Annotated in this window: 24 protein-coding genes and 1 riboswitch; of the genes, 18 read left to right on the top strand and 6 right to left on the bottom strand. The window is 62.5% G+C overall.

The features are described 5' to 3' along the window. Positions 1 to 7: 7 nt before the first annotated feature. Positions 8 to 592, bottom strand: a complete 585-nt coding sequence (locus tag LOY35_RS20930; protein ID WP_258626559.1) for a hypothetical protein — start codon at positions 590 to 592, stop codon at positions 8 to 10. 159 nt (positions 593 to 751) lie between these two features. Then, positions 752 to 952, top strand: a riboswitch (cobalamin riboswitch). An 80-nt stretch (positions 953 to 1,032) separates the two neighbouring features. Between LOY35_RS20930 and cobO the strand changes: the two genes are divergently transcribed. From cobO to LOY35_RS20865, 13 genes are all read left to right on the top strand, one after another. Continuing rightward, positions 1,033 to 1,659 carry a cob(I)yrinic acid a,c-diamide adenosyltransferase gene (cobO, locus tag LOY35_RS20925; RefSeq protein ID WP_258626557.1) on the top strand — a complete coding sequence of 209 codons (627 nt, stop codon included), beginning with the start codon at positions 1,033 to 1,035 and terminating at the stop codon, positions 1,657 to 1,659. Further along, positions 1,656 to 3,056, top strand: coding sequence for a cobyrinate a,c-diamide synthase (locus tag LOY35_RS20920; protein WP_258626555.1), 1,401 nt, complete (start codon positions 1,656 to 1,658; stop codon positions 3,054 to 3,056). Before cobO ends, LOY35_RS20920 begins: the two co-directional genes overlap by 4 nt. Further along, the gene (bluB, locus tag LOY35_RS20915; RefSeq protein WP_258626553.1) at positions 3,053 to 3,703 is read left to right on the top strand and encodes a 5,6-dimethylbenzimidazole synthase; all 651 of its coding nucleotides are present in this window, start codon (positions 3,053 to 3,055) and stop codon (positions 3,701 to 3,703) included. Before LOY35_RS20920 ends, bluB begins: the two co-directional genes overlap by 4 nt. Beyond that, positions 3,700 to 4,608 carry an adenosylcobinamide-phosphate synthase CbiB gene (cbiB, locus tag LOY35_RS20910; RefSeq protein WP_055126767.1) on the top strand — a complete coding sequence of 303 codons (909 nt, stop codon included), beginning with the start codon at positions 3,700 to 3,702 and terminating at the stop codon, positions 4,606 to 4,608. Before bluB ends, cbiB begins: the two co-directional genes overlap by 4 nt. Next, on the top strand, positions 4,601 to 5,593 hold the full coding sequence (gene cobD / locus LOY35_RS20905) for a threonine-phosphate decarboxylase CobD (RefSeq protein ID WP_258626548.1): 993 nt from the start codon (positions 4,601 to 4,603) through the stop codon (positions 5,591 to 5,593). The genes cbiB and cobD overlap by 8 nt, the downstream gene beginning before the upstream one ends. Next, entirely contained in the window at positions 5,590 to 7,041 is a 1,452-nt protein-coding gene (locus LOY35_RS20900) for a cobyric acid synthase (protein WP_258626542.1), read from the top strand. The genes cobD and LOY35_RS20900 overlap by 4 nt, the downstream gene beginning before the upstream one ends. 120 nt (positions 7,042 to 7,161) lie before the next feature. After that, positions 7,162 to 7,683 (top strand): bifunctional adenosylcobinamide kinase/adenosylcobinamide-phosphate guanylyltransferase, encoded by a 522-nt coding sequence (gene cobU, locus LOY35_RS20895; RefSeq protein WP_258626540.1) that lies wholly within the window; start codon positions 7,162 to 7,164, stop codon positions 7,681 to 7,683. Then, positions 7,680 to 8,735: a nicotinate-nucleotide--dimethylbenzimidazole phosphoribosyltransferase gene (gene cobT, locus LOY35_RS20890; RefSeq protein ID WP_258626538.1), complete on the top strand. Its 1,056-nt coding sequence runs from the start codon at positions 7,680 to 7,682 to the stop codon at positions 8,733 to 8,735. Before cobU ends, cobT begins: the two co-directional genes overlap by 4 nt. Beyond that, positions 8,732 to 9,307: an alpha-ribazole phosphatase family protein gene (gene cobC, locus LOY35_RS20885; RefSeq protein ID WP_258626531.1), complete on the top strand. Its 576-nt coding sequence runs from the start codon at positions 8,732 to 8,734 to the stop codon at positions 9,305 to 9,307. The genes cobT and cobC overlap by 4 nt, the downstream gene beginning before the upstream one ends. Before the next feature lie 2 nt (positions 9,308 to 9,309). Next, positions 9,310 to 10,041 carry an adenosylcobinamide-GDP ribazoletransferase gene (locus tag LOY35_RS20880; protein ID WP_258626530.1) on the top strand — a complete coding sequence of 244 codons (732 nt, stop codon included), beginning with the start codon at positions 9,310 to 9,312 and terminating at the stop codon, positions 10,039 to 10,041. Between the two features lie 115 nt (positions 10,042 to 10,156). Continuing rightward, positions 10,157 to 10,561 carry a MarR family winged helix-turn-helix transcriptional regulator gene (locus LOY35_RS20875; RefSeq protein ID WP_047700515.1) on the top strand — a complete coding sequence of 135 codons (405 nt, stop codon included), beginning with the start codon at positions 10,157 to 10,159 and terminating at the stop codon, positions 10,559 to 10,561. A 61-nt stretch (positions 10,562 to 10,622) separates the two neighbouring features. Then, positions 10,623 to 11,822, top strand: coding sequence for an MFS transporter (locus LOY35_RS20870; RefSeq protein WP_408981264.1), 1,200 nt, complete (start codon positions 10,623 to 10,625; stop codon positions 11,820 to 11,822). A gap of 182 nt (positions 11,823 to 12,004) precedes the next feature. Continuing rightward, positions 12,005 to 12,556, top strand: a complete 552-nt coding sequence (locus tag LOY35_RS20865) for a glutathione peroxidase (RefSeq protein WP_258626526.1) — start codon at positions 12,005 to 12,007, stop codon at positions 12,554 to 12,556. Positions 12,557 to 12,648: 92 nt separating this feature from the next. Here the strand turns inward: LOY35_RS20865 and LOY35_RS20860 are convergent, their stop codons facing one another. The 3 genes from LOY35_RS20860 to LOY35_RS20850 form a co-directional block, all read right to left on the bottom strand. Then, positions 12,649 to 13,923 carry an OmpP1/FadL family transporter gene (locus LOY35_RS20860; protein WP_258626524.1) on the bottom strand — a complete coding sequence of 425 codons (1,275 nt, stop codon included), beginning with the start codon at positions 13,921 to 13,923 and terminating at the stop codon, positions 12,649 to 12,651. A 145-nt stretch (positions 13,924 to 14,068) separates the two neighbouring features. Further along, a complete protein-coding gene (locus LOY35_RS20855) occupies positions 14,069 to 14,551 on the bottom strand; it encodes a hypothetical protein (RefSeq protein ID WP_041022718.1) in 483 nt (160 codons plus the stop codon). A 478-nt stretch (positions 14,552 to 15,029) separates the two neighbouring features. Further along, complete coding sequence (locus LOY35_RS20850) at positions 15,030 to 15,254, bottom strand: hypothetical protein (RefSeq protein WP_007898912.1); 225 nt, start codon at positions 15,252 to 15,254, stop codon at positions 15,030 to 15,032. A gap of 909 nt (positions 15,255 to 16,163) precedes the next feature. Here LOY35_RS20850 and LOY35_RS20845 point away from each other — a divergent pair. Continuing rightward, the gene (locus LOY35_RS20845; protein ID WP_258626521.1) at positions 16,164 to 16,487 is read left to right on the top strand and encodes a sel1 repeat family protein; all 324 of its coding nucleotides are present in this window, start codon (positions 16,164 to 16,166) and stop codon (positions 16,485 to 16,487) included. A 189-nt stretch (positions 16,488 to 16,676) separates the two neighbouring features. Next, positions 16,677 to 18,065 carry a DNA recombination protein RmuC gene (gene rmuC / locus LOY35_RS20840; protein ID WP_258633698.1) on the top strand — a complete coding sequence of 463 codons (1,389 nt, stop codon included), beginning with the start codon at positions 16,677 to 16,679 and terminating at the stop codon, positions 18,063 to 18,065. Between the two features lie 885 nt (positions 18,066 to 18,950). Here rmuC and LOY35_RS20835 read toward each other — a convergent pair. Beyond that, the gene (locus LOY35_RS20835; protein ID WP_258626518.1) at positions 18,951 to 22,421 is read right to left on the bottom strand and encodes a PAS domain-containing hybrid sensor histidine kinase/response regulator; all 3,471 of its coding nucleotides are present in this window, start codon (positions 22,419 to 22,421) and stop codon (positions 18,951 to 18,953) included. A gap of 374 nt (positions 22,422 to 22,795) precedes the next feature. After that, entirely contained in the window at positions 22,796 to 23,335 is a 540-nt protein-coding gene (locus LOY35_RS20830; protein WP_258626515.1) for a TetR/AcrR family transcriptional regulator, read from the bottom strand. A gap of 116 nt (positions 23,336 to 23,451) precedes the next feature. On the opposite strand from LOY35_RS20830, the gene LOY35_RS20825 reads away from it, so the two are divergent. The 3 genes from LOY35_RS20825 to LOY35_RS20815 all read left to right on the top strand — a co-directional run bounded on the left by LOY35_RS20825 (position 23,452) and on the right by LOY35_RS20815 (position 26,277). After that, positions 23,452 to 24,645: an MFS transporter gene (locus LOY35_RS20825; RefSeq protein WP_258626512.1), complete on the top strand. Its 1,194-nt coding sequence runs from the start codon at positions 23,452 to 23,454 to the stop codon at positions 24,643 to 24,645. 67 nt (positions 24,646 to 24,712) lie between these two features. Next, positions 24,713 to 25,024 carry a cupin gene (locus LOY35_RS20820; RefSeq protein WP_258626507.1) on the top strand — a complete coding sequence of 104 codons (312 nt, stop codon included), beginning with the start codon at positions 24,713 to 24,715 and terminating at the stop codon, positions 25,022 to 25,024. 104 nt (positions 25,025 to 25,128) lie between these two features. Beyond that, complete coding sequence (locus LOY35_RS20815) at positions 25,129 to 26,277, top strand: TDT family transporter (RefSeq protein WP_258626506.1); 1,149 nt, start codon at positions 25,129 to 25,131, stop codon at positions 26,275 to 26,277. Positions 26,278 to 26,303 lie beyond the last annotated feature (26 nt).

Genomic DNA, 26,303 nt, shown 5'->3' with positions numbered 1-26,303 from the left:
CAACCGGTCAGCCGTGGGCCTGCTTGAACAGCACGGCGATGCCCGGGTGGTAATGACCGGCCTCGTTGCGCAACTTGCGATAGTTGTAAGGGAAGTACCAGGCCACGGCGCAGGTGTTCTCCTTTTGCAGGTCATCGATCATGTCCTGCAGTTCTTCAGGCGTAGCACTTTGCTGGGCTTTTTGCGGAGCGACGAAAAGGCAGCCCAGCTTCAGGTCGGTGGCATAGCTGATGCGCTTGGCATCGCTGGTGACATCCTGCAGGGGCTGGGTCAGGTTGAGGCTCTTGACCTTCGGCCAGCGTTGGGTGGCCTGGATGAAAGCGCGATCATCGGCACCGGCAATGAACAGGTCGGCACTGACATTGCGTTCGCCTTCTTCATTCTGTTTGCGGGTCGCGGTGTTCTGCAGCGTGATCATCTCGGCCATCCAGGCGGCGGCAGAGAGCAGGCCGAGATTGGCCTTTTCATCGAACCAGTAGGGCGTATCGTTATCGCCGCGCACCGCGTTGTAGCGGTCGATACAGTCAAACCAGCGTTCCAGCACCGGGCGCAGGAATTCCAGCCTCGGATTGCTGATGATCATGCCTTGCATGTTTTTGCCCCCTTGTTCTTGTGATATTGGGTCGTAATGCCTATTTGATATCACTTGCTGTAGCGTGACACAAGATTGGCGTCACTTTATTGATCTGGACCCATGATCAGCGCTGGGCTCGCGGTGGCTTTAATTGACGCTCCACCCCCAACCCTCTAACCTTCGCGACTTGTTTCAGGTGCTCTGTGACCCGGGTCGACAGAGTGAAACAGGGAAACCGGTGAGAACCCGGCGCTGCCCCCGCAACGGTAAATGAGTCAAAGCTGCCAGCAAGCCACTGTGTCTCGACATGGGAAGGCGCGCAGCCCGGCATCACGCCGCTCATGAGCCCGGAGACCGGCCTGATTCATCCAACGGCATCACGGTGGGCGATGCCAGGCTTGTTGCCGTCTTTTCCCGTGCCCGCCTGCCGTTATCCAGTTCCCCACGGAGGCTTCCCCATGACCAGCTCCCCCGATACAGATGCGTCCGACCGCGACGAGCGTCACCTGGCGCGCATGCTGCGCAAGAAAGCCGTGATCGACGAGCGCATCGCCAATTCCCCTAACGAATGCGGCTTGCTGCTGGTGTTGACCGGCAACGGCAAGGGCAAGAGCAGTTCTGCGTTCGGCATGCTGGCCCGGGCCATGGGGCATGGGATGCAATGTGGCGTGGTGCAGTTCATCAAGGGCCGCAGCAGCACCGGGGAAGAATTGTTCTTCCGGCGTTTCCCGGAGCAGGTGCGCTTTCACGTCATGGGCGAAGGGTTTACCTGGGAGACCCAGGATCGACAACGCGACATTGCCGCGGCCGAAGCGGCCTGGGCCGTGTCGCGCCAACTGCTGAATGATCCGTCCATTGGCCTGGTGGTGCTCGATGAATTGAACATCGCCCTCAAGCACGGTTACCTCGATCTCGACCAGGTACTGAGCGACCTGCAGGCGCGTCCACCCATGCAGCACGTCGTGGTGACCGGTCGCGGCGCCAAGCCGCAAATGATCGAGCTGGCGGACACTGTCACCGAAATGGGCATGATCAAGCACGCCTTCCAGGCCGGCATCAAGGCACAGAAAGGCGTCGAACTGTGAGTGACGCTTCGTTTCCAGACCGCCAGTGCCCGGCGGTATTGATTGCCGCCCCGGCGTCGGGGCAGGGCAAGACCACGGTCACCGCTGCCCTGGCCCGGTTGCATCGCAACCAGGGGCGCAAGGTACGCGTATTCAAATGCGGCCCTGATTTCCTCGATCCGATGATCCTGGAGCGTGCCAGCGGCGCGCCGGTCTATCAATTGGACATGTGGATGGTCGGCGAGCAGGAAAGCCGACGGCTGTTGTGGGAGGCGGCCGCCGAAGCGGACCTGATCCTGATCGAAGGGGTGATGGGATTGTTCGACGGCACGCCGTCCAGCGCCGACCTGGCGCGGCATTTCGGCGTGCCGGTGCTGGCGGTGATCGATGGTACGGCCATGGCCCAGACCTTCGGCGCCCTGGCCTTGGGGCTGGCGCGCTATCAACCGGACCTGCCGTTCGCCGGCGTGTTGGCTAACCGGGTTGGCACTGTCCGTCACGCGCAATTGCTTGAAGGCAGCCTCACCGAAGGCCTGCGCTGGTATGGCGCGTTGTCCCGGGAAACCGGAATCGAACTGCCAAGTCGTCATCTCGGGCTGGTCCAGGCCAGCGAGTTGAACGACCTGGACCTGCGCCTCGACGCGGCAGCCGAGGCCCTGGCCGGCACGTGCGAAGTGACGCTTCCGCCAGCGGTGACATTCGCCGCGCCCGAGGTAGTCGTCGCGCAACCATGGCTCGACGGGGTCCGCATCGCCGTGGCCCGGGACGAAGCGTTTGCCTTCACCTATGGCGCGAGCCTCGATCTGCTGCGAGCCATGGGCGCGCAGTTGCGCTTTTTTTCACCGATCCATGACCGCGAACTGCCCGAGGCGGACAGCCTATACCTGCCTGGCGGTTATCCTGAGCTGCATCACCTTGCCCTGGCCCGGAACGCACCGATGCTGGCGGCGATCCGTGCGCATCACGACGCCGGCAAGCCGTTGCTGGCGGAGTGCGGCGGCATGTTGTATCTGCTGGATTCGCTGACCGATGTCGAGGGCAATCGCGCCGAGCTGCTCGGGTTGCTCGCCGGTGACGCGCAGATGCAGAAGCGCCTGGCCGCTCTGGCGCTGCAATCGGTGGAGCTGCCGGAAGGCACTTTGCGCGGACATACCTATCATCATTCGCTGACCAGCACTGACCTGGAGCCGATCGCCCGTGGCCATAGCCCTAACGGCGGACGTGGTGCGGAGGCGGTGTTCCGGCAGGGACGGATGACGGCGTCCTATGTGCATTTCTATTTTCCGTCGAATCCGCGGGCGATTGCCGCGTTGTTGGCGCCGGACCCTGAGGCCGCTTTCGCGAGCAAGCCCGCTCCCACATTGGATGGGTGTTCACAATTCTCTGTGGGAGCGGGCCTGCTCGCGAAGAGACCATGACCGACAACGCATTTCCCCAGGCCGAACGCAACGCCATCTACCGCGCCATCGCCGAGCGCCGCGACATGCGGCATTTCACCGGTGGCACCGTAGAACCCCAGTTGCTGCGGCGCCTGCTGGAGGCCGCCCACCAGGCGCCGAGCGTGGGCCTGATGCAACCTTGGCGGTTCATCCGCATCAGTGATCGTGCCCTGCGGGAAAATATCCGGGCACTGGTGGAGCAGGAGCGTATTCGCACCGCCGAGGCCCTGGGCGAACGCAGTGATGAATTCATGAAGCTCAAGGTCGAGGGCATCAATGACTGCGCCGAAGTGCTGGTGGCGGCGTTGATGGATGACCGCGAGCGACACATCTTCGGCCGTCGGACTTTGCCGGAAATGGACCTCGCCTCGCTGTCCTGCGCGATCCAGAATCTGTGGCTGGCGTCCCGCGCCGAAGGGCTGGGGATGGGCTGGGTTTCGCTGTTCGAACCCCAGGCCCTGGCCGATCTGCTGGGCCTGCCCGCGGGCGCTAAGCCCCTGGCGATACTCTGCCTCGGCCCGGTGGAGGGCTTCTATCCGGCACCGATGCTCGCCCTGGAGGGCTGGGCCCAACCGCGTTCACTCAATGAACTGCTCTATGAAAACCGTTGGGGAGTGAACCCATGAGTGTCGCGTTGCTCAGTGCCGCCGCCGTAGCGCTGGATGCACTGTTGGGTGAGCCCCGGCGCTGGCATCCGCTGGTGGCGTTCGGCCGTTTTGCCGATCGCATCGAACAACGCTTCAATTCCGGCGGGCGCGGTTGGCGCAGTCATGGGGTCACGGCGTGGGTGATTGCGGTGGTGCCGCTGACCCTGCTCGCCACGGCCTTGTCCTGGGCGCCACTGGTGGGATGGCTGGTGGATATCCTGGCGCTGTACTGCGCTCTCGGCCTGCGCAGTCTCGGCGAACATGTCGAGCCGGTGGCCCGGGCGCTGCGCAGCGGCGATCTGGAGGAAGCCCGCACCCGCGTCGGCTATCTGGTCAGCCGTGAAACCCGTGAGCTGGATGAAACCGCCGTGGCCCGAGCGGCCACCGAGTCGGTGCTGGAAAACGGCAGCGACGCGGTATTCGCCGCGCTGTTCTGGTTCGCCGTGGCGGGGGCGCCCGGCGTGGTGTTGTATCGCTTGAGCAATACCCTCGACGCCATGTGGGGCTATCGCAACGAACGCTTCGAGCGCTTCGGCTGGGCCGCGGCAAAAATCGACGATGTGCTCAACTATATCCCGGCGCGGCTGGTGGCGTTGACCTACGCACTGCTCGGTAAAACCCGTCTGGCGCTCAAGTGCTGGCGCAGCCAGGGCCCGACCTGGGACAGCCCCAATGCCGGGCCGGTCATGGCCGCCGGTGCCGGTGCGCTGGGTGTCGAGCTGGGGGGCGCGGCGGTGTATCACGGTGAGCTGCACCAGCGTCCGCCGCTGGGCGAGGGCGTGCCGGCGAGTGCCGATTCCATTGATCGCGGCTGGCAACTGGTGCAGCGCGGCGTATGGTTGTGGTTGCTGATTCTCTGCCTGGGAGCTGAGTTCTATGCTTGAGCACGGCGGACGCCTGCGCAAGGCGGTCCGGCAATATGGCATTGCCGAGGCGGATTGGCTCGACCTGTCCAGCGGCCTGGCGCCATGGTCGTTCGATGTCCCGGCGATTCCATTGCGGGCCTGGGCACGCCTGCCTGAAACCGATGACGGGCTGGAGCAGGCTGCCTGCACCTATTACGGGGCGGCCCAGGTACTGCCGGTGGCCGGTTCGCAGATGGCGATCCAGCTGTTGCCGCGCCTGCGTCGCAGCGGCGAGGTCGGCGTGTTGTCGCCCTGTTACGCCGAGCACGCCGAAGCCTGGCGCCGCTGCGGTTACATCGTGCGCGAGGTGCTGGAGTCGGAAGTGGATTTCTTCCTCGACAGTCTCGATGTGCTGGTGGTGGTCAACCCTAACAATCCCACGGGCCTGAACCTGAGTCCCGAGCGTTTGCTGGACTGGCATGCCCGGTTGGCCCAGCGCGGCGGCTGGCTGGTGGTGGACGAGGCTTTCATGGACGTTACCCCGCAACTGAGCCTGGCTGCCCATGCCCATCAGGTCGGGCTGATCGTGCTACGTTCCTTCGGCAAATTCTTTGGCCTGGCCGGGGTTCGCCTGGGGTTTGTCCTGGCCGAGCAACATTTGCTCAGGTTGCTCGCCGAACAGGTCGGGCCGTGGGCGGTCAGCGGGCCGACCCGGGTCCTGGGCCAAGCCTGTTTACTCGACACCGCCGCCCACACCCGTCAGCGACAGCGCTGTGAAGCTGCCAGCCAACGCCTGGCGCTGCTGCTGGCTCGTCATGGCTTCGAGCCCCAGGGTGGTTGCGCGTTGTTCCAGTGGCTGGTCACCGAACATGCCCAGATGCTTCACGACTTTATGGCCCATCGCGGCATTCTCCTGCGGCTGTTCACGAACACCAGCAGCCTGCGCTTCGGATTGCCGGCCGACGATGCCGAATTCCTGCGCCTGGAACAGGCTTTCGAGGCCTACGCCGAGGACTTCCAATGACCACATTGATGGTGCAAGGCACCACGTCCGATGCCGGTAAAAGCACCCTGGTCACGGCGCTGTGCCGCTGGGTCAGGCGCCAGGGCGCGAGTGTGGTGCCGTTCAAGCCGCAGAACATGGCCCTCAACAGCGCGGTGACCACCGACGGTGGCGAAATCGGTCGCGCCCAGGCCGTACAGGCCCAGGCGGCCGGCCTCGAACCGCATACCGACATGAACCCGGTGTTGCTCAAGCCCAACAGCGACACGGGGGCCCAGGTCATCATCCATGGCCGTGCGGTCACCACCATGAATGCCGTGGCCTATCACGATTACAAGGCCATCGCGATGCAGGCCGTACTGGCTTCCCACGAGCGCTTGAGCGCGGCGTATCCGGTGGTGATGGTAGAGGGCGCGGGTTCGCCGGCCGAGATCAACCTGCGGGCCGGTGACATCGCCAACATGGGGTTTGCCGAGGCGGTGGACTGCCCTGTGCTGCTGATCGCCGATATCAATCGCGGTGGGGTATTCGCCCATCTGGTGGGTACCCTGGAATTGCTTTCGCCCAGCGAGCAGGCGCGGGTCAAGGGCTTCATCATCAACCGTTTTCGTGGCGACATCGCCTTGCTGCAACCGGGCCTGGACTGGCTGGAAGCGCGCACCAGCAAACCGGTGGTGGGGGTGTTGCCCTACGTGATGGACCTGCACCTGGAAGCCGAGGACGGGCTGGACCAGCGCCAGACCGACAAGGCCGAGCAAGTGCTCAAGGTGGTGGTGCCAGTGCTGCCGCGCCTCAGCAATCACACCGATTTCGATCCATTGCGCCTGCACCCGCAGGTCGACCTGCAATTCATCGGCCCCGGCCAAGCCATTCCGCCAGCCGACCTGATCATCCTGCCGGGGTCGAAAAGCGTGCGCAGCGACTTGGCCCATCTGCGGGCCCACGGCTGGGAAGCGGCCATCCAGCGGCATCTGCGCTACGGCGGCAAGCTGCTGGGGATCTGCGGCGGCTTGCAGATGCTCGGCCAGCAGGTCCACGACCCGCTGGGGTTGGAAGGCGCGCCGGGCTCCAGCGACGGACTGGGGCTCCTGGCGTTCGAAACGACCCTGGAGCACGAGAAGCAGCTGCGCAATGTCCGAGGCCGATTGACCCTGGAGAATGCCGGGGTCAGTGGCTATGAGATCCATGCCGGCGTGACCGTCGGCCCGGCCCTGGAACACCCCTTGGTGCAGTTGGATGACGGCCGTTGCGACGGGGCCCGGAGCCTCGACGGACAGATCGTCGGCACCTACCTGCACGGCCTGTTCGAGTCGCCCGAGTCCAGCAGCGCCTTGTTGCGTTGGGCCGGGTTGGCGGATGTGCAGGCGGTGGATTACCACGGCTTGCGCGAGCGTGACATCGAGCGGCTGGCGGACCTGGTGGAGAAGCATCTGGATACCGGGTTGTTGCGTGATCTCTGTGGGATCTAGGGTGGCCCTATCGCGAGCAGGCTCGCTCCCACAGGGGATTGTGAACACCGGCCAATGTGGGAGAGAGCCTGCTCGCGATGGGGCCGGCAGCAACACCGCCTATTTGAAAGGTAATACACCATGCTCCAACTGATTCTCGGCGGCGCCCGCTCCGGCAAGAGTCGCCTGGCTGAAAAACTCGCGGCGGACACTCGCTTGCCGGTGACCTACATCGCCACCAGCCAACCCCTGGATGGCGAGATGAACCAGCGTGTCGCCCTGCATCGCGCCCGTCGTCCGGCCGAATGGGCGCTGGTGGAAGAGCCGCTGGCCCTGGCCCGGGCGTTGCGGGACAACGCCGCACCGGGACACTGCCTGCTGGTGGATTGCCTGACCCTGTGGCTGACCAACCTGCTGATGCTCGATGACGCCCGACAACTGGGTACGGAGCGCGACGCACTGCTGGACTGCGTGGCCGCACTGCCCGGTGAAATCATTTTTGTCAGCAACGAGACCGGCATGGGTGTCGTGCCGCTGGGCGAGCTGACTCGCCGTTATGTCGATGAAGCCGGTTGGCTGCATCAAGCCTTGGCCGAGCGTTGTCAGCGTGTTGTGCTGACCGTTGCCGGCCTGCCCCTGACTCTCAAAGGTACTGCGTTATGAATCACCGCTGGTGGCTGGACCCGTGCAAGCCCCTCGATACCCAGGCCCTGGAACAGGCCGCGGCCCGTCAGCAACAACTGACCAAGCCGGCCGGCTCCCTGGGACGGCTCGAATCGGTGGCGGTGCAGCTGGCAGGCCTGCAAGGGCAGGTCAAGCCAAGCCTGGATCGACTGTGGATCGCGATTTTTGCCGGCGACCATGGGGTGGTGGCGGAGGGTGTGTCGGCCTTTCCCCAGGAAGTTACTGGGCAGATGCTGCTCAACTTCGTCAGCGGCGGCGCGGCCATCAGCGTTCTGGCGCGGCAATTGGGGGCGGGGTTGGAGGTCGTGGACCTGGGGACCGTGACGCCGTCGCTGGATCTGCCCGGTGTGCGGCATCTGCATGTCGGGCCCGGCACGGCGAATTTCGTCCAGGGCCCGGCGATGACCTTGACCCAAGGCGAGCAGGCCTTGCAAGCCGGGCGCGACAGTGTTGCCCGTGCGATTGCCAGCGGCACGCAGTTGTTCATCGGTGGCGAGATGGGGATCGGCAACACCACGGCGGCCAGTGCCCTGGCCTGCGCCTTGCTCGACTGCCCGGTGGCTCATCTGGTCGGGCCGGGTACGGGGTTGGACGCGGCGGGTGTCAGCCACAAAGCGCAAGTGATCGAACGTGCCCTGACGCTGCATCGAGCCCAGAGCAGCGATCCCTTGCAGACGCTGTTCAACCTGGGTGGATTTGAAATCGCCGCGCTGGTCGGTGCTTACCTGGCCTGCGCGCAGCAAGGGGTCGCGGTGCTGGTGGACGGCTTTATCTGCAGCGTCGCGGCATTGGTCGCGGTGCGCCTCAATCCCGGGTGCCGGCCATGGCTGCTGTTCGGCCATCGCGGCGCCGAACCGGGGCATCGCCACGTTCTGGAAACCCTCGGCGCCGAGCCGCTGCTCGACCTGGGCCTGCGCCTGGGCGAGGGCAGTGGCGCCGCGCTGGCCGTACCGCTGTTGCGCCTGGCCTGTGAGCTGCACGGGCAAATGGCGACGTTTGCCGAAGCGGCCGTGGCGGATCGCCCGGCATGACCTTGCGTCTGGACCTGCTGCGCCATGGCGAAACCGAGCTGGGCGGCGGGTTGCGCGGCAGCCTCGACGATGCGTTGACGGCCAGGGGCTGGGAGCAGATGCACGCGGCTGTAGCAGCGGACGGTCCTTGGGATCGGCTGGTGAGTTCGCCGTTGCAACGATGTGCGCGTTTTGCCGAGCAGTTGGGCAGCCGACTCAATGTGCCGGTGCACTTGGACGCGGATTTGCAGGAACTGCATTTCGGTGCCTGGGAGGGCCGCAGCGCAGCGGCGTTGATGGACACGGACGCCGAGGCCCTGGGCCGGTTCTGGGCCGATCCTTATGCTTGCACACCCCCCGACGGTGAGCCGGTGCTGGCGTTTTCGACCCGGGTCCTGGCGGCGGTGGAGCGCCTGCACGCGGCTTACGCGGGGCAACGGGTGTTACTGGTCAGCCATGGCGGCGTGATGAAATTGTTGCTGGCCCGGGCCCGAGGCCTGCCTCGGGAGCAGTTGCTCAACGTTGAAGTCGCCCACGGTGCGCGGTTCTCCTTGCGGGTATCGTCCGGTCCGGTCTTAACGGAGATGAGCTGACGATGCTGCCGTTCTGGATCGCCCTGCAATTTCTCAGCAGCTTGCCGGTTCGCCTGCCGGGTATGCCGGAACCCGCGCAGCTTGGCCGTTCGCTGCTGTTCTATCCGCTGGTGGGGGTGTTGTTCGGTGCATTGCTCTGGGGCTTGAACGCTTTGCTGCTCGGTACGCCGTTGCTGCTGCATGGCGCGCTGGTGCTGACGGCATGGGTGCTGCTCAGTGGCGGCCTGCACCTGGATGGCCTGGCCGACAGTGCCGACGCCTGGCTGGGTGGCTTTGGCGACCGCGAACGCACGCTGCTGATCATGAAAGACCCACGCAGCGGTCCGATTGCCGTGATTACCTTGGTCCTGGTGCTGCTGCTCAAGTTTGCTGCGTTGCTGGCATTGCTCGAACAAGGACAGTTCCTGATGTTGCTCATCGTGCCGGTATTGGGGCGCGCCGCACTGCTGGGCCTGTTCGTGACCACGCCTTATGTGCGTGCTGGCGGGTTGGGCCAGGCACTCGCCGATCATCTGCCACGAGCCGCGGGGTGGCAGGTCTTGTCGGTCTGTGCGCTGAGTTGCGTACTGGTGGCGGGCTGGGCCGGGGTCTGGGCGTTGATCATTGCGGCGGCGATTTTCGTCGGCTTGCGGCAGATGATGCTGCGCCGGCTGGGTGGGTGCACCGGCGACACGGCCGGGGCCTTGTTGGAGCTGCTTGAGATGGCGGTGTTGGTGGGGGTGGCATTGATCTGACGCCGCGCTTTTGTGGCGCGGAGGTCGGTGGGAGCAAGTTGCTCCCACAGGTTTTCCTCGGCGAGCGATACATTTAAATTTGCATTCATCCAGTTAACGGGTATATACACGCACCATGCTTCCTTCTCAATGTCTGTGCATCAACCTGCGTCGCGCCGCTCGAGGCGTCAGCAGGTACTACGACGGCGCCCTCGACGGCTTCGGGATCAACGTTGCCCAGTATTCTTTGCTGAACAACCTGGCACGCCTGGATCAGCCGAGCATTTCGTCCCTGGCCGAAGCCATGGGCCTGGACCGCAGCACCCTGGGGCGCAATCTTCGGGTTCTGGAAGGCGAGGGGCTGGTAGCGCTTGCGGAGGGCGAAGACATGCGTAACCGCATCGTCGTATTGACGCAAGCCGGACGCGACCGACTGGCGGCGGCATTGCCTGCCTGGGAAGCGGCGCAACAACGATTGATCGATAAGCTGGGTGCCGAGAAGCGCACGGCATTGCTGGCCTTGCTGGATGAACTGGCGTGAAGCCGGTTCGTTCGATGATAAGCGGGTATATACCCGCGAGCGGAGAATAAAAATGGCATCGATGTGGCGTACCTGTGGTTGGGTCCTGGTGGGCAGCGCGCTGATCCTGGCGTTGTCCCTGGGTGTGCGGCATGGTTTTGGGCTGTTTCTGGCCCCCATGAGCACCGAGTTCGGTTGGGGCCGCGAGGTGTTCGCCTTCGCTATTGCGCTGCAGAACCTGATCTGGGGCCTGGCGCAGCCGTTTACCGGGGCGCTGGCCGACCGCTTCGGTGCGGCGAAAGTGGTGCTGATCGGCGGTGTGCTCTACGCCTTGGGCCTGGTGTTCATGGGGTTGTCGGATTCCGCCTGGTCGCTGTCATTGAGTGCAGGGCTGCTGATCGGTATCGGTCTGTCCGGTACGTCTTTCTCGGTGATCCTCGGGGTGGTCGGTCGTGCCGTACCGGCGGAAAAACGCAGCCTGGGCATGGGCATCGCCAGTGCCGCCGGCTCCTTCGGCCAGTTCGCCATGTTACCGGGCACCCTGGGCTTGATCGGCTGGCTCGGCTGGTCCGCCGCGCTGCTGGCCCTGGGCCTGCTGGTGGCGCTGATCGTGCCGCTGGTGACTATGCTCAAAGACACGCCGACGCCCTTGGCCGGCCATGAGCAGACCTTGTCCGAAGCGTTGCGCGAGGCGTGCAGCCATTCCGGGTTCTGGTTGCTGGCGTTCGGCTTTTTCGTCTGCGGTTTCCAAGTGGTGTTCATCGGTGTGCATCTGCCGGCCTATCTGGTGGACCAGCACCTGCCGGCCAGCGTCGGCACCACCGTGCTGGCCCTGGTCGGGCTGTTCAATATCTTCGGTACCTACACCGCCGGCTGGCTCGGCGGGCGCATGTCCAAGCCGCGGCTGCTGACAGGGTTGTACCTGGCGCGGGCGGTGGTGATCGGCGTGTTCCTCTGGTTGCCGGTCACTACTACCACGGCCTACGCATTCGGTATGGCGATGGGGTTCTTATGGCTCTCCACGGTGCCCTTGACCAACGGCACCGTGGCGACCCTGTTCGGTGTGCGAAATCTCTCGATGCTGGGTGGGATCGTGTTCCTGTTCCATCAGTTGGGATCGTTCCTGGGTGGTTGGCTGGGCGGGGTGGTGTATGACCGCACCGGCAGCTATGACCTGATCTGGCAGGTCGCCGTCCTGCTGAGCCTGCTGGCGGCAGCGTTGAACTGGCCGGTGCGCGAACGTCCGGTAGCGCGCCTGCTGGCTCAAGCCGGTGCGGCATGAGTCGCGTCGGCCCCTGGTTGATTGTGGCCGGTGCGGTCCTGCTGTTGGCGTTTGCCTGGTGGGGCTGGCATCAGGGTGGGTTGGCCTTGATGCAGCTGGGCATGGGCAACTGCTGAGCGGTGGACGCTTCAGGTTATGACGAGTAACGTCGTGGTCTGACATGTTTTCAAGGAAGTGCCTACATGCTGATGCGCTGGCTAGCTATTCCCACCCTGCTGCTGGTTGTGACCGGGCAAGTATGGGCCGCCGACTGCCCGCCGTTGCTGGAAGGGTCGCTGCCCAAGCTGCGGGCCAAGGAAACCATCGATCTGTGCCAGCGCTTCGCCGGCAAACCGCTGGTGGTGGTCAACACCGCCAGCTTCTGCGGGTTCGCGCCCCAGTTCAAAGGCCTCGAAGCACTGAATCAACGCTATAAGGACCAAGGCCTGCAAGTGCTGGGCGTACCGTCCAACGACTTCAAGCAGGAATCCAAGGACGGTGCCGAGACGGCCAAGGTCTGTTACGTCAACTATGGCGTGACCTTCACCATGACCGAACCGCAGCCGGTACGCGGTGCGGACGCCATACCACTGTTCAAGCACCTGGCCGAACAATCCGGCGCGCCGAAATGGAATTTCTACAAATACGTGGTGGATCGCCAGGGTAAGGTTGTTGCCAGCTTCTCCAGCCGGATCAAGCCCGACGATCCTGAGTTCATCAAGGCGGTGGAGGCGGCCATCGCGTCTAAACCCTGATCGCCGGCCACGAAAAAGCCCCGGCTCTTTGCAGAGTGCGGGGCTTTTTTTTTTGCTTCGGATGGCGAGGGGTTCAGGCTCGCCGTGAATCATCAGAAGCGGTAGGTTGCGCCAACACCGAAGCCGTTTGCGCTGTTTTCGTATTCAGCGTTGTAGGCCTGGCCTAATGCGTTGGTACGGTTGACGTTGACCTTCTCTTCCTTGAGGTAGGAATAGGCTACGTCGATGGTCAGGTCGTCGGTCGGGCTCCAGCCGGCACCCAGGCTGAAGATGGTCCGGTCGCCAGTTGGGATGCGTGGCGAGCGGTCTGTGTTGTTGGCAGGCGACTGGTCGAAGGTCAGGCCCGTACGCAATACCCACTGTTTGTTCAGCTGGTAGGAGGTACCGATGGCGTAGGCCCAGGTGTCGTGCCAGTTCTGTTCTTCGGTGATAGTGCCGAAGAGGGTCGGGTTCAGCGCGCCACCTCCCGTTACGTCATTGTTCACTGTGATGTCTTTCAGGCGGCTCCAGCGAGTCCAGGTGCTACCGGCGTAAACGGTCCAGGCATCGTTGATTTGCTGGGTGACCGAGAAATCCACTGTTTCAGGGGTCGTGATATCCAGCGAAGCGTCGTAACGTCCGCTATTCAGCAAAAAGCCTGGAGTGCCTGCGCCTGGGGTGACTTCGGTATGGCCTTCGAGTTTGTACTTGACTTTGGAGTGGTAGGTCAGGCCGACACGAGTGGTATCGGTCGCCTGGACCAGCAGGCCGATGTTATAGCCGTAGCCAATATCGTCGCCTTTGATCTTCACATTGCCGTCGTTAGGCGAGAATGGGGTGGTCAGCGCCGACTCCAGTTTGCCGGAAAGACGGTTGATCGTCGGACCGAAACCAATCGACACCTTGTCGTTGAAGGCATAGCTGACAGTTGGCTGGAAGGTGACGACCTTCACTTCGCTCTTGCTGCCGAAGTTCTGCCCCTGGAAGCTGTTTTCATAGTCGGTGATCAGGCCGAACGGCGCATAGACACCCAGGCCGAACGCCCATTGATCATCGATAGGCTTGACGTAATAGCCCATGGGTACGGCAGTGAAGGGCACCATGTCGCCGTCGTTGGTACCGGTACGATTGCCGCTGGCATCGCTGATGTCGGAAGAAGCATCGATGGCCGCCAAGCCACCCGTCACTTGCTGGCGCTTGAGGCGCGACATGCCGGCAGGGTTGCCAAACACGGTACTTGCATCATCGGCAGAGGAAGAACGACCCGCGAAACCAGTGCCCATGCCACTGATACTCTGTTCGTTCAGGGCAAAGCCGCTGGCGAACAATTGAGTGGAGGCCAAAGTTACGGCGAGGCCAAGGGTGGTTTTGAGCATCATTTTTTTCATTGTTAGAACTCCGTGTGGTCACCGAGGCGAAAATTACCAACATTTTCGTTCAAGCGCTATAGCCTGTTTTGCGTAAGTTAGAGCGGTTTTGTAGGACAATCCGACCAAATTCGTGACCGTTGTAGGAAGTTTCCAAACATCCTCTTCAACAGGCGACCTGATTCAGCGATGAAACACAGTGTTGCCAGGCGCAGGTGAAGTCCCGCAGGCGCCCTTGGGGGTGAAATGTCTGACGCCAGATCCGGGCCATGCCCAACAGATCGTCGGCATCGGGAAGCGGGGTGTTTTGTTCCTCCACCAGCAGCCAGGCAATGGCTGTGGCGTAACGCAGGTTGACGGTCAGTTCCAGGTGTGGACCGCTGAGAAAGGCATGTTGGCTGGCCAGGCCGCGCACGAGGCTGGCGCGCTCCGGATCCAGCGCCAGGTAATGGTCCCAGAGTGCTTGGTGACGGCATTCGGTAATGCGATACAGGCCATGGCCGCGACGGTCATGCAAGGCGGAACCCAGACCGGACTGGCTGGCGGCAATGCCCAGCAACAAGGATTCCGCCGTTGCGCTGTGGCGCCCCAGATACAGGAGCGTCGGGCGGATCACATATCGACACAGTTCGCTGGCAGCGATACCCATAACATCCTCGAAGCGTAAGAGGGGCGGAGCCTGAAGGAGTGGGGCTTGGCAGCGGTGGATCGGTCCAGGCTCCGCCGACAGCGGATCATGCCGCTTGACTTGAAGTGTAGTGTCATATTCCCGTTGTAAAGGGCTGTTTTTAAAACATCTTCCGCCAGCGGTTATAACTGTTATATCCGTTGGTGCTTAAGCCGCTTCGCTTTATCGAGAAGTTTCAGGCAATAAAAAGCCCCGTTTTTTCGGGGCGTGATACTGATCATTCGAGGTTCAGTAATCATTGTGGCGAGGGGATTTATCCCCGTTGGGCTGCGAAGCAGCCCTGAATCCGCGTTCTGCCGAGTGGATCGCATTCAGCCTTTTTAGGGGCTGCTTCGCAGCCCAGCGGGGATAAATCCCCTCGCCGCAGGTTCATCTACTTCCTTAAATAAAAGCCCCGCTTTTCGGGCGGGGCCTTTGGGTTTTCAGCGTTTCTGGCGTCTCAGGCAACCAGTGCCTGACGGGTACGCTCGATCACGGCCTGCAGCGGTTCCGCGCTGGAGTACTGATCGGGGTACAGGCGTTCGCTGTGACGGGCGATGCCGTGTTCGTTGACCAGGGTAAAGCTGAAGCAGCCTTTGCGAGCGGCCATGATCAGGCAGTTCATTGGAGCAAAAGCGTTGGTGAGGGTGCGGATGGCATCCTGTGTGTGGATTTGAGTCGACATGTTATGGGTGTTCCTACAAATGACACGGTTAAGAACCGTGCAACGTTAAAACGTTCCAGTAACGTCGACCACCATTGGTCGAACGAAGAACCCGACTGGAACAAAGCAGCCAGTTTGAGCGCTATATGAAAGTGCGCGCTTGGGCTGGCAGGTAGGTACTTAGGAGGGCAGGCGACACAGCAAGGGCAAAGGTTCTGGGCCCAGGGTGAAGATCCTGATCAATTTTGCAGGTTGGTTCGGTCAGAGTAACGAACTTGGCAACACCCTTTGTATTCAGTCAAAGGCTGTGTCGGCGCAAGGTTTACCTGGAAACCATCGAGGGGGTCGGTCTCTTTTATCGGTGAGGTGTCCCTTGGGCATGGCTGACCGCGGAGATGTGTTCGACCCGGAATTGACTTTCAGCTTGGTACTAACGGCGCGGATGTTAACGGATCGAACGGCGTAAGGGAAGCGGGTTGTTTAAAAAATATCCAGATCCGCTGCATTTGGTCGCAAGGGCAAGGCTAGAGCGTCATACCACTGAGTCGGGTTATCCCCAGGCTTACCGCCAAATGCCTCAAGAAAGCGCACCGATATAACCACTTCGGGTGTTACTTGTGCACACTCCCCAGGGGGGTTGTCACCGAACTGTCATGTCGCATCAATCCAGGGTGGGTGCCTGTATCCAAAATTTAAGTCAATGAAAAACATCGCTTTTTTTTACTGGTGAAAAAATCGTCAGTTTGAGCGCAGGCCCCGTCCCACAGGGCTTTCGACCCCTTCAGGGGGGGTTGTCCACTGAGTTATCCACAGCTTCTGTGGATTGTCCCAAGCACTTGCTCTAGCACGGGCGTGCTGGTTTTTTTCGGCTTTACCCACACGAAAAAAGGAGTAGAGTGGCGCGCCTTTCGATCTGCCTCATAGTGCGTTATGAAGTTTCGCTCAGTATCACATCCTGTTACTTCCACACCCCCGAGTGTTACCCCGCCCAAGCGCATGTCAATGCGGGTCGCTGAGTGGTTGCTCGACAACCCGCGTCTCGGAGAAAGCCCCAGCGTCAAGCACCTGGCCGGGCGCCTGCTCAAGCAGCCGGCCCGTGAAGGTGTCGTGGCTGCGCAGAGCCGCCTCGGTCAGTTGATGTGCCGTGAATGCGGTAACGCCCGGGACCGGCGCATTGGCCAGGATCTGCTGCGCCAGGCTGCCCGGGCTGGGGATCATCGGGCCCGGCAGGCGCTTCTTGAAATAGAAGACTGAAATAGAAGGGCTGAGCTGGGCAACTTCCAGCGGCTTGGTTAACCTTCGGGCTTTATCTGATCGGCAGGATTTGTCATGGCTATGGATTTGACCAGCCTGTTGTTGGGCCTGGCAGGCGCTGCGGTGCCGTTGCTTGCACTGGCCTGGCACCTGCAACGCCAGGCCAGTGCCGCGCAGACCGAAGTGGCCTTGCTGGAGGAGCGCCTGGCCACCGCGCACATGGCCCATGATGGCCTGAATGCCCAGCTCGATGCCTGCCGCGACGAAATCAGCGACCTGAGCCAGGCCAACGGGGCCAAGCAAGCCGAACTCGCGGCGGCCTGTCGGGAGGTCGAACTGTTGCAGATCGAGCGTGATAACGCCCGGGATGCGGCCCATGCCTGGAATCTGGAACGTGCCGGCAAAGAGGCCGAACTGCGGCGGCTCGATGCCCAGGCGGCGTCACTGCATGCCGAATTGCGCGAGCAACAGGAAAGCCATCAGCAACGCCTGGATGACCTGCAAGGTTCACGGGACGCGCTGCGGGCGCAGTTCGCCGAGCTGGCCGGAAAAATCTTCGATGAACGTGAGCAACGCTTCGCCGAAACCAGCCAGCAGCGCCTGGGGCAGTTGCTCGATCCGTTGAAAGAACGCATCCAGTCTTTTGAAAAACGCGTTGAGGAAAGCTATCAAGCTGAAGCCCGGGAGCGTTTTTCCCTGGGCAAGGAGCTGGAGCGACTGCAACAGCTGAACCTGCGCCTGAGCGATGAAGCCACCAACCTCACTCGCGCGCTCAAGGGCCAGAAGACCCAGGGCAACTGGGGCGAGTTGATTCTCGAGCGGGTGCTTGAGCACGCCGGCCTGGAGAAGGGTCGTGAGTATCAGACCCAAGTCAGCCTCAAGGGCCCGGACGGCGAGCGGTTCCAGCCCGACGTGTTGATCTATCTGCCCGGCGACAAGCAGGTGGTGGTCGATTCCAAGGTCAGTCTCACCGCCTATCAGCAGTACGTGGCCGCTGAAGATGACACCATCGGCCAACTTGCCCTCAAGCAACACATCGTGTCGCTGCGGGCCCACGTCAAAGGGCTGGCCGGCAAGGACTACAAACGCCTGGACGGTTTGCACAGCCTGGATTTCGTCTTGCTGTTCGTGCCGATCGAAGCGGCGTTCTCCGCTGCCCTCCAAGCCGAGCCGAATCTGTTCCAGGAAGCCTTTGACCGCAACATCGTGATCGTCAGCCCGACCACGTTGCTGGCGACGCTGCGGGTGATCGACAGCTTGTGGAAGCAGGAGCGCCAGAGCCAGAACGCCCGGGAAATCGCCGAACGGGCCGGGTGGCTGTACGACAAGTTCGTGCTGTTCATCCAGGACCTGGATGAAATAGGCAGTCGCCTGCAACAACTGGACAAGGCCTACAGTGCCGCTCGCAACAAGCTGACGGAAGGGCGCGGCAACCTGGTCAGTCGCACCGAACAACTCAAGCTGCTCGGCGCCCGGGCGAGCAAGCGGTTACCGGGTGAACTGCTTGAGCGGGCGATGACGGATGAGGATGGGCTGCCGGAGTTGCCGGAAGAGGCCGATGCCAAACCCCACGCTTAATGCCACCCCCTAGTTGACGCAAAACCCCGTGGCGAGGGGATTTATCCCCGCTTGAGTGCGCAGCACTCACAAAGGAGGCTGCTGGGCAGCCTGACGGGGATAAATCCCCTCGCCACAGGGTTAAGGTGTCAGGAGGAATCCAGCCTGGCGGCGTATACCTGGGCCACCGTCTCGGGCGGCTGTCGACGGGTGAGGATGGGCTGCCCGAGTTGCCGGAAGAGGCCGATGCGAAACCCAACGCTTAATGCCACCCCCTAGTTGACGCAAAACCCCGTGGCGAGGGGATTTATCCCCGCTTGAGTGCGCAGCACTCACAAAGGAGGCTGCTGGGCAGCCTGACGGGGATAAATCCCCTCGCCACAGGGTTAAGGTGTCAGGAAGAATCCAGCCCGGCGGCGTGTACCTGGGCCACCGTCTCGGGGGGCTGTCGACGGATGAGAATGGGCTGCCAGAGTTGTCGGAAGAGGCCGATGCCACACCCAACGCTTAATGCCGCCCCCTAGTTGACGCAAAACCCCGTGGCGAGGGGATTTATCCCCGCTTGAGTGCGCAGCACTCACAAAGGAGGCTGCTGGGCAGCCTGACGGGGATAAATCCCCTCGCCACAGGGTTAAGGTGCCAAGAAGAATCCAGCCTGGCGGCGTATACCTGGGCCACCGTCTCGGGGGGCTGTCGACGGATGAGAATGGGCTGCCTGAGTTGTCGGAAGAGGCCGATGCCAAACCCAACGCTTAATGCCGCCTCCTAGTTGACGCAAAACCCCGTGGCGAGGGGATTTATCCCCGCTTGAGTGCGCAGCACTCACAAAGGAGGCTGCTGGGCAGCCTGACGGGGATAATCCCCTCGCCACAGGGTTAAGGTGCCAGGAAGAAAGATGGTTTCTTCTTACAACGGCAAATGCCGACTCAACAACGCCCTCAACGCCGCCGGCTTCACCGGTTTTGCCAGGTAATCCAGCCCGGCGGCGTGTACCTGGGCCACCGTCTCGGGGCGGCCGTCGGCGCTGATCACGACCCCCGGTACCGGTTCACCCATGCGGGTGCGCAGCCAGGCCATCAGTTCGGTGCCGGTCTCGCCGTTGTCCAGATGAAAGTCCACCAGGGCCAGTTGCGGGCGTCCGCCCTCGGCGAGCCAGCGCTCGCATTCTTCACGGTTGCGCGCTGTCCACACCTGGCAACCCCAGCGGGTCAGGAGGCTGTTCATGCCGATCAGGATGCTGTCTTCGTTATCGACACACAGGACCTGTGCGCCGCTAGGCAAATGCCCGTTGGGTTCGGCCACGATGCTGGGCGCGGCTATCTGCGTATGGGCCAGCGGTACGCTGACGCTGAACACACTGCCGCGTCCCGGCCAGGAGCGCACGCGCAAGGTATGGCCGAGTACCCGGCACAGCCCGTCGGCAATGGCCAGGCCCAGGCCCAGGCCTTTTTCGGCGCGGGTCTGATGGCTGTCCAGGCGTTTGAATTCTTCGAAAATCACTTGCCGCTTATCTTCCGCGATGCCCGGTCCGCGATCCCAGACCTCCAGGCATAGCTCGCCACTGCGCCGACGCACGCCCAGCAGGACTGGTCCATTGGCATAGCGGAAGGCATTGGTGAGGAAATTCTGCAGAATGCGCCGCAGCAATTTGATGTCGCTGTCGACCCGCAGTCGCGAGCCTCGAACGCGGAACTTCAAGCCTTGTTCCCGTGCCAGCACCGTGAACTCGGCACCGAGGGTATCGAACAGGTCATTGAGGGCGAAGGCTTTACGGTCGGGGTTGATCTTGCCGTTTTCCAGGCGGGAAATGTCCAACAGGTCGGTGATCAGGTCTTCGGCCGAGCGCAGTGAACTGTCCAGATGCTGAACCAGTTGCCGGGCTTCGCCTGGCAAGCCGTCGTGCTGGTGGGACAGCGCGGCGGAGAACAGTCGAGCGGCATTGAGGGGTTGCATCAGGTCATGGCTGACAGCGGCCAGGAAGCGGGTCTTGGATTGGTAGGCCGCTTCGGCGGTGCTTTTGGCTTCGGTCAGGGCTTCGTTCAGTTGCGACAGCTCCCGGGTGCGTTCGGCCACCCGTTGCTCCAGCCCTTCGTTGGCTTCGGTCAGGGCCTGTGCGGCTTCGCGGAAGGCGGTGATGTCGGTGAAGCTCATGACGAAACCGCCGCCGGGCATCGGGTTGCCGATCAGCTCGATCACCCGGCCGTTCGGGAACAGCCGTTCGGAGGTGTGGGCACGGCCCTGGCGCATCCAGTGCAGGCGCCGGGCGACGTGGACTTCGGCCTCGCCCGGACCGCAGAGGCCGCGTTCGGCGTTGTAGCGGATGATGTCGGCAATGGGCCGGCCGACGCTGATCAGGCCGTCCGGGTAGTTGAACAGTTCCAGGTATCGACGGTTCCACGCCACCAACCGGAGGGATTGGTCCACCACGCTGATGCCCTGGGTGATGTTCTCGATGGCGCCTTGCAGCAGGGCACGGTTGAACTGCAGCACTTCCGAAGCTTCGTCAGCGATCCGGACGACATCCTCCAGTTGCATCTCCCGACCTTCAATCGCGGCTTTGACCACGGCCCGCGTCGACGATGCCCCGAGCACACCAGCCAGCAGGCGCTCGGTGTGGGCGATCCATTCGCTGTCGGCGTTCTGGTTTGGGTTGAAGCCCTTGCCCTGGCGGTAGGCAAAGCGGATGAAACTCTGGCGCGCCCGTTCCTCGCCGACGAAGCGTGCCGCCAGTTGCAGCAGGTCTTCGATGTGCACCGCCAGCATCGACCGGGCGCTGGGGCGGGCACTGATCTCCTGGCCGATGAAGCGTCCGGCCTGCCAGTGTTCCGACACCCGGGTGCGCGACAGTACCGAGATCCAGGCAAACAGCGTGAAGTTACCGGCCAGGGACAGGACGACGCCCTGGGTGAGCGGGCTGATCGGCAGATGCAATGGATTGCCATGCAGCCAGGCCAGGCCCGGGAACGTGTTCAGGGACCAGCCCAGGCTGTGGGCAGCGATCGGCAGCACCAGGGTGTAGAACCAGAGGAAAATCCCCGCGGCGAGGCCGGCGAATACACCGCGGCGGTTCGCCTGTTTCCAGTACAGCGCGCCGAGCATGGCGGGCGCCAATTGGGTGACGGCGGCGAAGGCAATCTGGCCGATGGTCGCCAGGCTCGCGGTGGAACCCAGCAGGCGGTAGCTGACATAGGCCAGCAGCAGGATCACCACGATGCTGACCCGACGCACCGAGAGCATCCATTGGCGGAACACTTCGAACGGCCGCTCGGCGTTGTTACGACGCAACAGCCAGGGCAGCAGCATGTCGTTGGACACCATGGTGGACAGGGCCACGCTCGCGACGATCACCATGCCGGTTGCCGCCGAGGCGCCGCCAATGAACGCCAGTAACGCCAGTGACGGATGGGCCTGCGCCAGCGGCAGGCTGATGACGAACGAGTCCGGCAGCACCGAGCTGGGCAACAGCATTTGTCCGGCGAGGGCGATGGGCACCACGAACAGCGCGGCGAGGGCCAGGTAGGCGGGGAACACCCACTTGGCCAGACGCAGGTCCTGGGGCTCGATGTTCTCCACCACCGTCACATGAAACTGACGCGGCAGGCAGATGATCGCCATCATCGCCACCCCGGTCTGCACCACCATGGACGGCCAGTTGATGGTTTCTTTCCAATATTGCTCCAGGCGCGGTGCGAGCATCGCCTGGTCGAACAGGTCGTCGAAGCCGTCGTAGAGACCGAACGTCACGAAGGCGCCGACCGCGAGGAAGGCGAACAGCTTGACCAGCGACTCGAAGGCAATGGCCAGCACCATGCCGCGGTGGTGTTCGGTGGCATCGAGGTTGCGAGTGCCGAACACGATGGTAAACAAGGCCAGGATCAGCGAGACGATCAGGGCGGTGTCCTGGGCGCGGGTGCCCATGGCATCGGCGCCGGCGCCGATCAACAGGTTCACTCCGAGCACGATGCCCTTGAGCTGCAAGGCGATGTAGGGCAGCACGCCCACCAGGCAGATCAGCGCGACCACCACCGCCAGCGACTGGGACTTGCCATAGCGGGCGGCGATGAAGTCGGCGATGGAGGTGATGTTCTCCTGTTTACTGATCATCACCATTTTTTGCAGGACCCACGGCGCCAGCACCAGCAGCAGGACCGGCCCGAGGTAGATCGGCAGGAATGACCAGAGCTGTTCGGCTGCCTGGCCCACCGCGCCGAAGAACGTCCAGCTGGTGCAATACACCGCCAGCGACAGGCTGTAGACCCACGCCCGTACCCGTGGAGGCAACGGCGTGCTGCGCCGGTCGCCGTAGAAGGCGATGGCGAACATGATGGCCATATAGGCCAGGGCAACGACGGCGATCAGCCCGCTGGACAACGACATGGAAACTCCTGAACGAAGAACACCGGGGCTTGGGCCCGGCAAGACAGTCTCGCATGCCCGCTCGGGTTCGTCAGTGTCGACCAAGGTCGGGGCGTGGTGGGGTGTCGCACTCGGGTCATGCTGTGGATTTGCGGGCCTCATCGCGAGCAGGCTCGCTCCCACAAGGGATTCGCAGCGGTCATGAATCTCTCATCCACTGCAGAACAAAATGTGGGAGCGGGCTTGCTCGCGAAAGCGCCGGGTCAGCTTGCATCAATGGTGAACGTAAAGTCGTCTTCGCGAGCAAGCCCGCTCCCACAGGGTTATGGACCATTCACAGATCCGGCGTGCGCCGCCTGTTCCCTGTGGGAGCGAGCCTGCTCGCGATGGCTGCCTTACTGAGCCAGCGCGATATCAATCAACCGATACAACTCCTCAACCTCCAGCGGCGCGCTGGCAAAGAGAATGCGAAACACCGTCGGCGCCACCATCACATTGATCAGCCGCTCGATGCCAGGATTTGGCTCATCGGGATACCGTTCCAGAATGATCCGCAACTGAGCGCTGATGATCCCCACGCAATGCCCTGGCGTGGCGCAGGCCTGGATGTCGCGCATCATGTTGCGACCGGGTTCGGAATTCATTTCGTCGAGGTATTGCTCGGCCCAGGCGCGCAGATCGCCGCGCAGGCTGCCGGTGTTGGCCGGTTCGCTGTCGTGGCGCATGCGGGCGACGGCGACATCGGCCAGCAGCGCCGGCAGGTCACCCCAGCGCCGGTAGATGGTGGACGGCGTCACACCCGCGCGCGCGGCAATTTGCGGCACGGTCAGCGTGGCGCGTTCCTGTTCCTGGAGCAGGGCGTGAACGGCCGAATGGATCGACTCTTGTACCCGGGCGCTTCTGCCGCCGGGGCGTAAACCTTCTTTAATAGCCATGGATCGGACCTTAACACAAAGAATTTGCTTTAAGCGCACCTCGGGAGCACACTCGGAAAAAGCAAAAAATTAGCTTTTGCTGATATTTTTGTGAACAGCTTCTGCGGAGTGTGCCCATGTCCCGTCCAGCTTCGACCCGTGCCAGCCTGATATTCCTGGCTGTCACCTTGCTCGGTTTCCTCGCCGCCTCCAGCGCGCCGACGCCGTTGTATCACCTCTATCAGGAACACATGCAGTTTTCCCCGGCGATCCTCACGCTGATCTTCGGCGTATACGCCTTCAGTCTGTTGGCGGCCTTGCTGACCGTGGGGTCGTTGTCGGATTACCTGGGTCGCAAACCGGTGATCTTCGTGGCGCTGTTGCTCAACATGCTGGCGATGCTGATGTTTATCAATGCCGACAGCATCGCTTGGCTGATCGGGGCCCGGTTGATCCAGGGCTTCGCCACGGGCATGGCCACCAGTGTGCTGGGGGCCGCGCTGCTGGACTTCGATCGTCAGCAAGGCCCGTTGATCACCAGTGTCGCGCCCTTGCTGGGGATGGCCTGCGGAGCGCTGGGGTGTGGTTTGCTGGCGGAGTTCGCGCCGTTGCCCCTGCAACTGACCTATTGGCTGTTGCTGGGCCTGTTCCTGGCCCAGGCCATCTATCTCTGGCGCCTGAAGGAAAGCGTCAGCCCGCAACCCGGGGCCTGGCAGTCCCTGCGCCCGACCTTGCATGTGCCGACACAGGCGCGGCGGCCCTTGTGGCTGGTGCTGCCGTTGAACCTGGCGGCCTGGGCGGTGGGCGGTTTCTATCTGTCGTTGGCGCCGTCCCTGGTGCGGACAGCGACCGGATCGACCTCCAACCTGATCGGCGGTGCATTGGTGGCGGCCCTGACGCTCACCGGAGCCTTGTCCATTTACACGCTGCGCAACCAGGGCGCAGAAAAGATGCTGCGTCTTGCCGCCAGCTTGTTGATAACCGGCCTCGCGCTGGTGTTGATCGCCGCGCACACGGGGAGCCTGCCGTTGTTCTTCATCGGCACGCTGGTGACCGGCAGCGGTTTCGGCGCGGGTTTCCTCGGTGCGTTGCGCAGCATCATGCCGCTGGCCTTGCCCCATCAGCGGGCGGGGTTGATGTCGGCATTCTATGTGCTCAGTTACCTGGCTTTCAGCTTGCCGTCACTGCTGGCCGGGAACCTGACGCGGGTGTTCGGGTTGATCCCGACAACCGATGGTTATGGTCTGGTGCTGATCCTGTTGGCGAGCGCTGCGTTGCTGGGGCTGTTGCGGCAGGCCGCGAAACCGGCAGGCGATGGTGTTCGACCTTGATCCGTTGAATGCAAACGGTTGAATTGAGGTAGCCTTGGCCTCTCGTCATTTTTCCGGTTGAACCTCCTTGAAGATTATTCGCAGCAAATCCTTCACCGGCGACCGTGCCTGGGCCGCATTGGATATCGCCAACATGAACGGCATCACCACCCGCCTGCACTGGACCGATCAGCCGTACAAATGGCACGTCAACGATGCTCAGGAAGTGTTCGTGGTGCTCGATGGGCTCGTGCAGATGTGCTACCGGGAGGAGGGTGTCGAAAAGGAGACCTTGCTGGGGGTTGGGGATATCTTCTACGCATCGGTCGGGGCCGAACATGTGGCCAAGCCCCAGGGAGCGGCGAGAATCCTGGTGATCGAAAGCGAAGGCAGTGTCTGATTGATTATCTGTAAAACAGATAACATATAGAGAAATTACCCGTTATATCGATATTCGATCCGGCTCTAAGATCACTCCACCTCAACCGGGGACTGGAGTTCGTCATGACATGCTGCCCTGCAACAAGCCGTTTGCGCCCACTCAGCCACTTGCCCAGGCCGTTGGAAGCCATTCGCCAATTCACGCCCAACTGGTTCGCCGTGACCATGGGCACCGGCGTACTCGCCCTGGCCCTGGTCCAGTGGCCGGGTAATCTGCCTGGCCTGCGTGTCGTGGGTGAAGGTTTGTGGTGGTTCAACATCCTGCTGTTTGTGTTGTTCAGCGGTTTGTACGCTGCCCGTTGGGTGTTGTTCTTCGATGAGGCGCGGCGGATTTTCGGCCATTCAACAGTCTCGATGTTCTTCGGCACCATTCCCATGGGGCTGGCGACCATCATCAACGGTTTCCTGGTGTTCGGCCTGCCGCGCTGGGGAAACGCCGTGGTGTCGCTGGCCGAGGCGTTGTGGTGGATCGATGTGGCAATGTCCCTGGCCTGTGGCGTGTTGATCCCGTTCCTGATGTTCACCCGGCAGGAGCACCGGATCGACCAGATGACCGCCGTGTGGCTGTTGCCGGTGGTGGCTGCCGAAGTCGCAGCCGCCAGCGGCGGGCTCTTGGCACCGCACCTGGCAAGCGCCCATTCGCAACTGGTCATGCTGGTCATCAGCTACGTGCTCTGGGCCTTTTCCCTACCGGTGGCGTTCAGCATTCTGACAATTCTGCTGCTGCGCATGGCCTTGCACAAACTGCCTCACGAGAACATGGCGGCGTCGAGCTGGCTGGCACTGGGACCAATCGGCACAGGGGCCTTGGGCATGCTGGTGCTCGGCGGCGAGGCCCCGATGATCTTTGCTGCCAATGGCATGCCTGGCGTCGGTGAAATCGCCGCCGGCCTGGGGCTGGTGGCCGGTGTCACGCTATGGGGGTTCGGGTTCTGGTGGATGCTGATGGCGCTGCTGATCACGGCGCGTTACTTGCGCGAAGGCATCCCGTTCAACCTCGGTTGGTGGGGCTTTACCTTCCCCTTGGGTGTGTACGCATTGACGACGCTGAAACTGGCGAGCCTGTTGGGCTTGGGGTTCTTCAGCCTGTTCGGTTGCCTGTTGGTGGTAATGCTGGTGGTGCTGTGGCTGATCGTCGGCTGGCGCACGGTATCGGGTGCCTGGCACGGTGAGTTGTTCGTGTCGCCGTGCATTGCCGGGCTGGCGAAATAATTGCCCGGCGGCTCCCAAGCGACGTG

The sequence above is a fragment of the Pseudomonas sp. B21-028 genome, assembly GCF_024749045.1.
GTDB lineage: Bacteria > Pseudomonadota > Gammaproteobacteria > Pseudomonadales > Pseudomonadaceae > Aquipseudomonas.
This window is presented reverse-complemented; position numbering and strand designations above follow the sequence as displayed.

Coding starts and splice junctions, on each gene's coding strand:
- LOY35_RS20930 (WP_258626559.1), bottom strand. CDS start 592: ATGCAAGGCATGATCATCAGCAATCCGAGGCTGGAATTCCTGCGCCCG.
- cobO (WP_258626557.1), top strand. CDS start 1,033: ATGACCAGCTCCCCCGATACAGATGCGTCCGACCGCGACGAGCGTCAC.
- bluB (WP_258626553.1), top strand. CDS start 3,053: ATGACCGACAACGCATTTCCCCAGGCCGAACGCAACGCCATCTACCGC.
- cbiB (WP_055126767.1), top strand. CDS start 3,700: ATGAGTGTCGCGTTGCTCAGTGCCGCCGCCGTAGCGCTGGATGCACTG.
- cobD (WP_258626548.1), top strand. CDS start 4,601: ATGCTTGAGCACGGCGGACGCCTGCGCAAGGCGGTCCGGCAATATGGC.
- LOY35_RS20900 (WP_258626542.1), top strand. CDS start 5,590: ATGACCACATTGATGGTGCAAGGCACCACGTCCGATGCCGGTAAAAGC.
- cobU (WP_258626540.1), top strand. CDS start 7,162: ATGCTCCAACTGATTCTCGGCGGCGCCCGCTCCGGCAAGAGTCGCCTG.
- cobT (WP_258626538.1), top strand. CDS start 7,680: ATGAATCACCGCTGGTGGCTGGACCCGTGCAAGCCCCTCGATACCCAG.
- cobC (WP_258626531.1), top strand. CDS start 8,732: ATGACCTTGCGTCTGGACCTGCTGCGCCATGGCGAAACCGAGCTGGGC.
- LOY35_RS20880 (WP_258626530.1), top strand. CDS start 9,310: ATGCTGCCGTTCTGGATCGCCCTGCAATTTCTCAGCAGCTTGCCGGTT.
- LOY35_RS20875 (WP_047700515.1), top strand. CDS start 10,157: ATGCTTCCTTCTCAATGTCTGTGCATCAACCTGCGTCGCGCCGCTCGA.
- LOY35_RS20870 (WP_408981264.1), top strand. CDS start 10,623: ATGTGGCGTACCTGTGGTTGGGTCCTGGTGGGCAGCGCGCTGATCCTG.
- LOY35_RS20865 (WP_258626526.1), top strand. CDS start 12,005: ATGCTGATGCGCTGGCTAGCTATTCCCACCCTGCTGCTGGTTGTGACC.
- LOY35_RS20860 (WP_258626524.1), bottom strand. CDS start 13,923: ATGAAAAAAATGATGCTCAAAACCACCCTTGGCCTCGCCGTAACTTTG.
- LOY35_RS20855 (WP_041022718.1), bottom strand. CDS start 14,551: ATGGGTATCGCTGCCAGCGAACTGTGTCGATATGTGATCCGCCCGACG.
- LOY35_RS20850 (WP_007898912.1), bottom strand. CDS start 15,254: ATGTCGACTCAAATCCACACACAGGATGCCATCCGCACCCTCACCAAC.
- LOY35_RS20845 (WP_258626521.1), top strand. CDS start 16,164: ATGAAGTTTCGCTCAGTATCACATCCTGTTACTTCCACACCCCCGAGT.
- LOY35_RS20835 (WP_258626518.1), bottom strand. CDS start 22,421: ATGTCGTTGTCCAGCGGGCTGATCGCCGTCGTTGCCCTGGCCTATATG.
- LOY35_RS20830 (WP_258626515.1), bottom strand. CDS start 23,335: ATGGCTATTAAAGAAGGTTTACGCCCCGGCGGCAGAAGCGCCCGGGTA.
- LOY35_RS20825 (WP_258626512.1), top strand. CDS start 23,452: ATGTCCCGTCCAGCTTCGACCCGTGCCAGCCTGATATTCCTGGCTGTC.
- LOY35_RS20815 (WP_258626506.1), top strand. CDS start 25,129: ATGACATGCTGCCCTGCAACAAGCCGTTTGCGCCCACTCAGCCACTTG.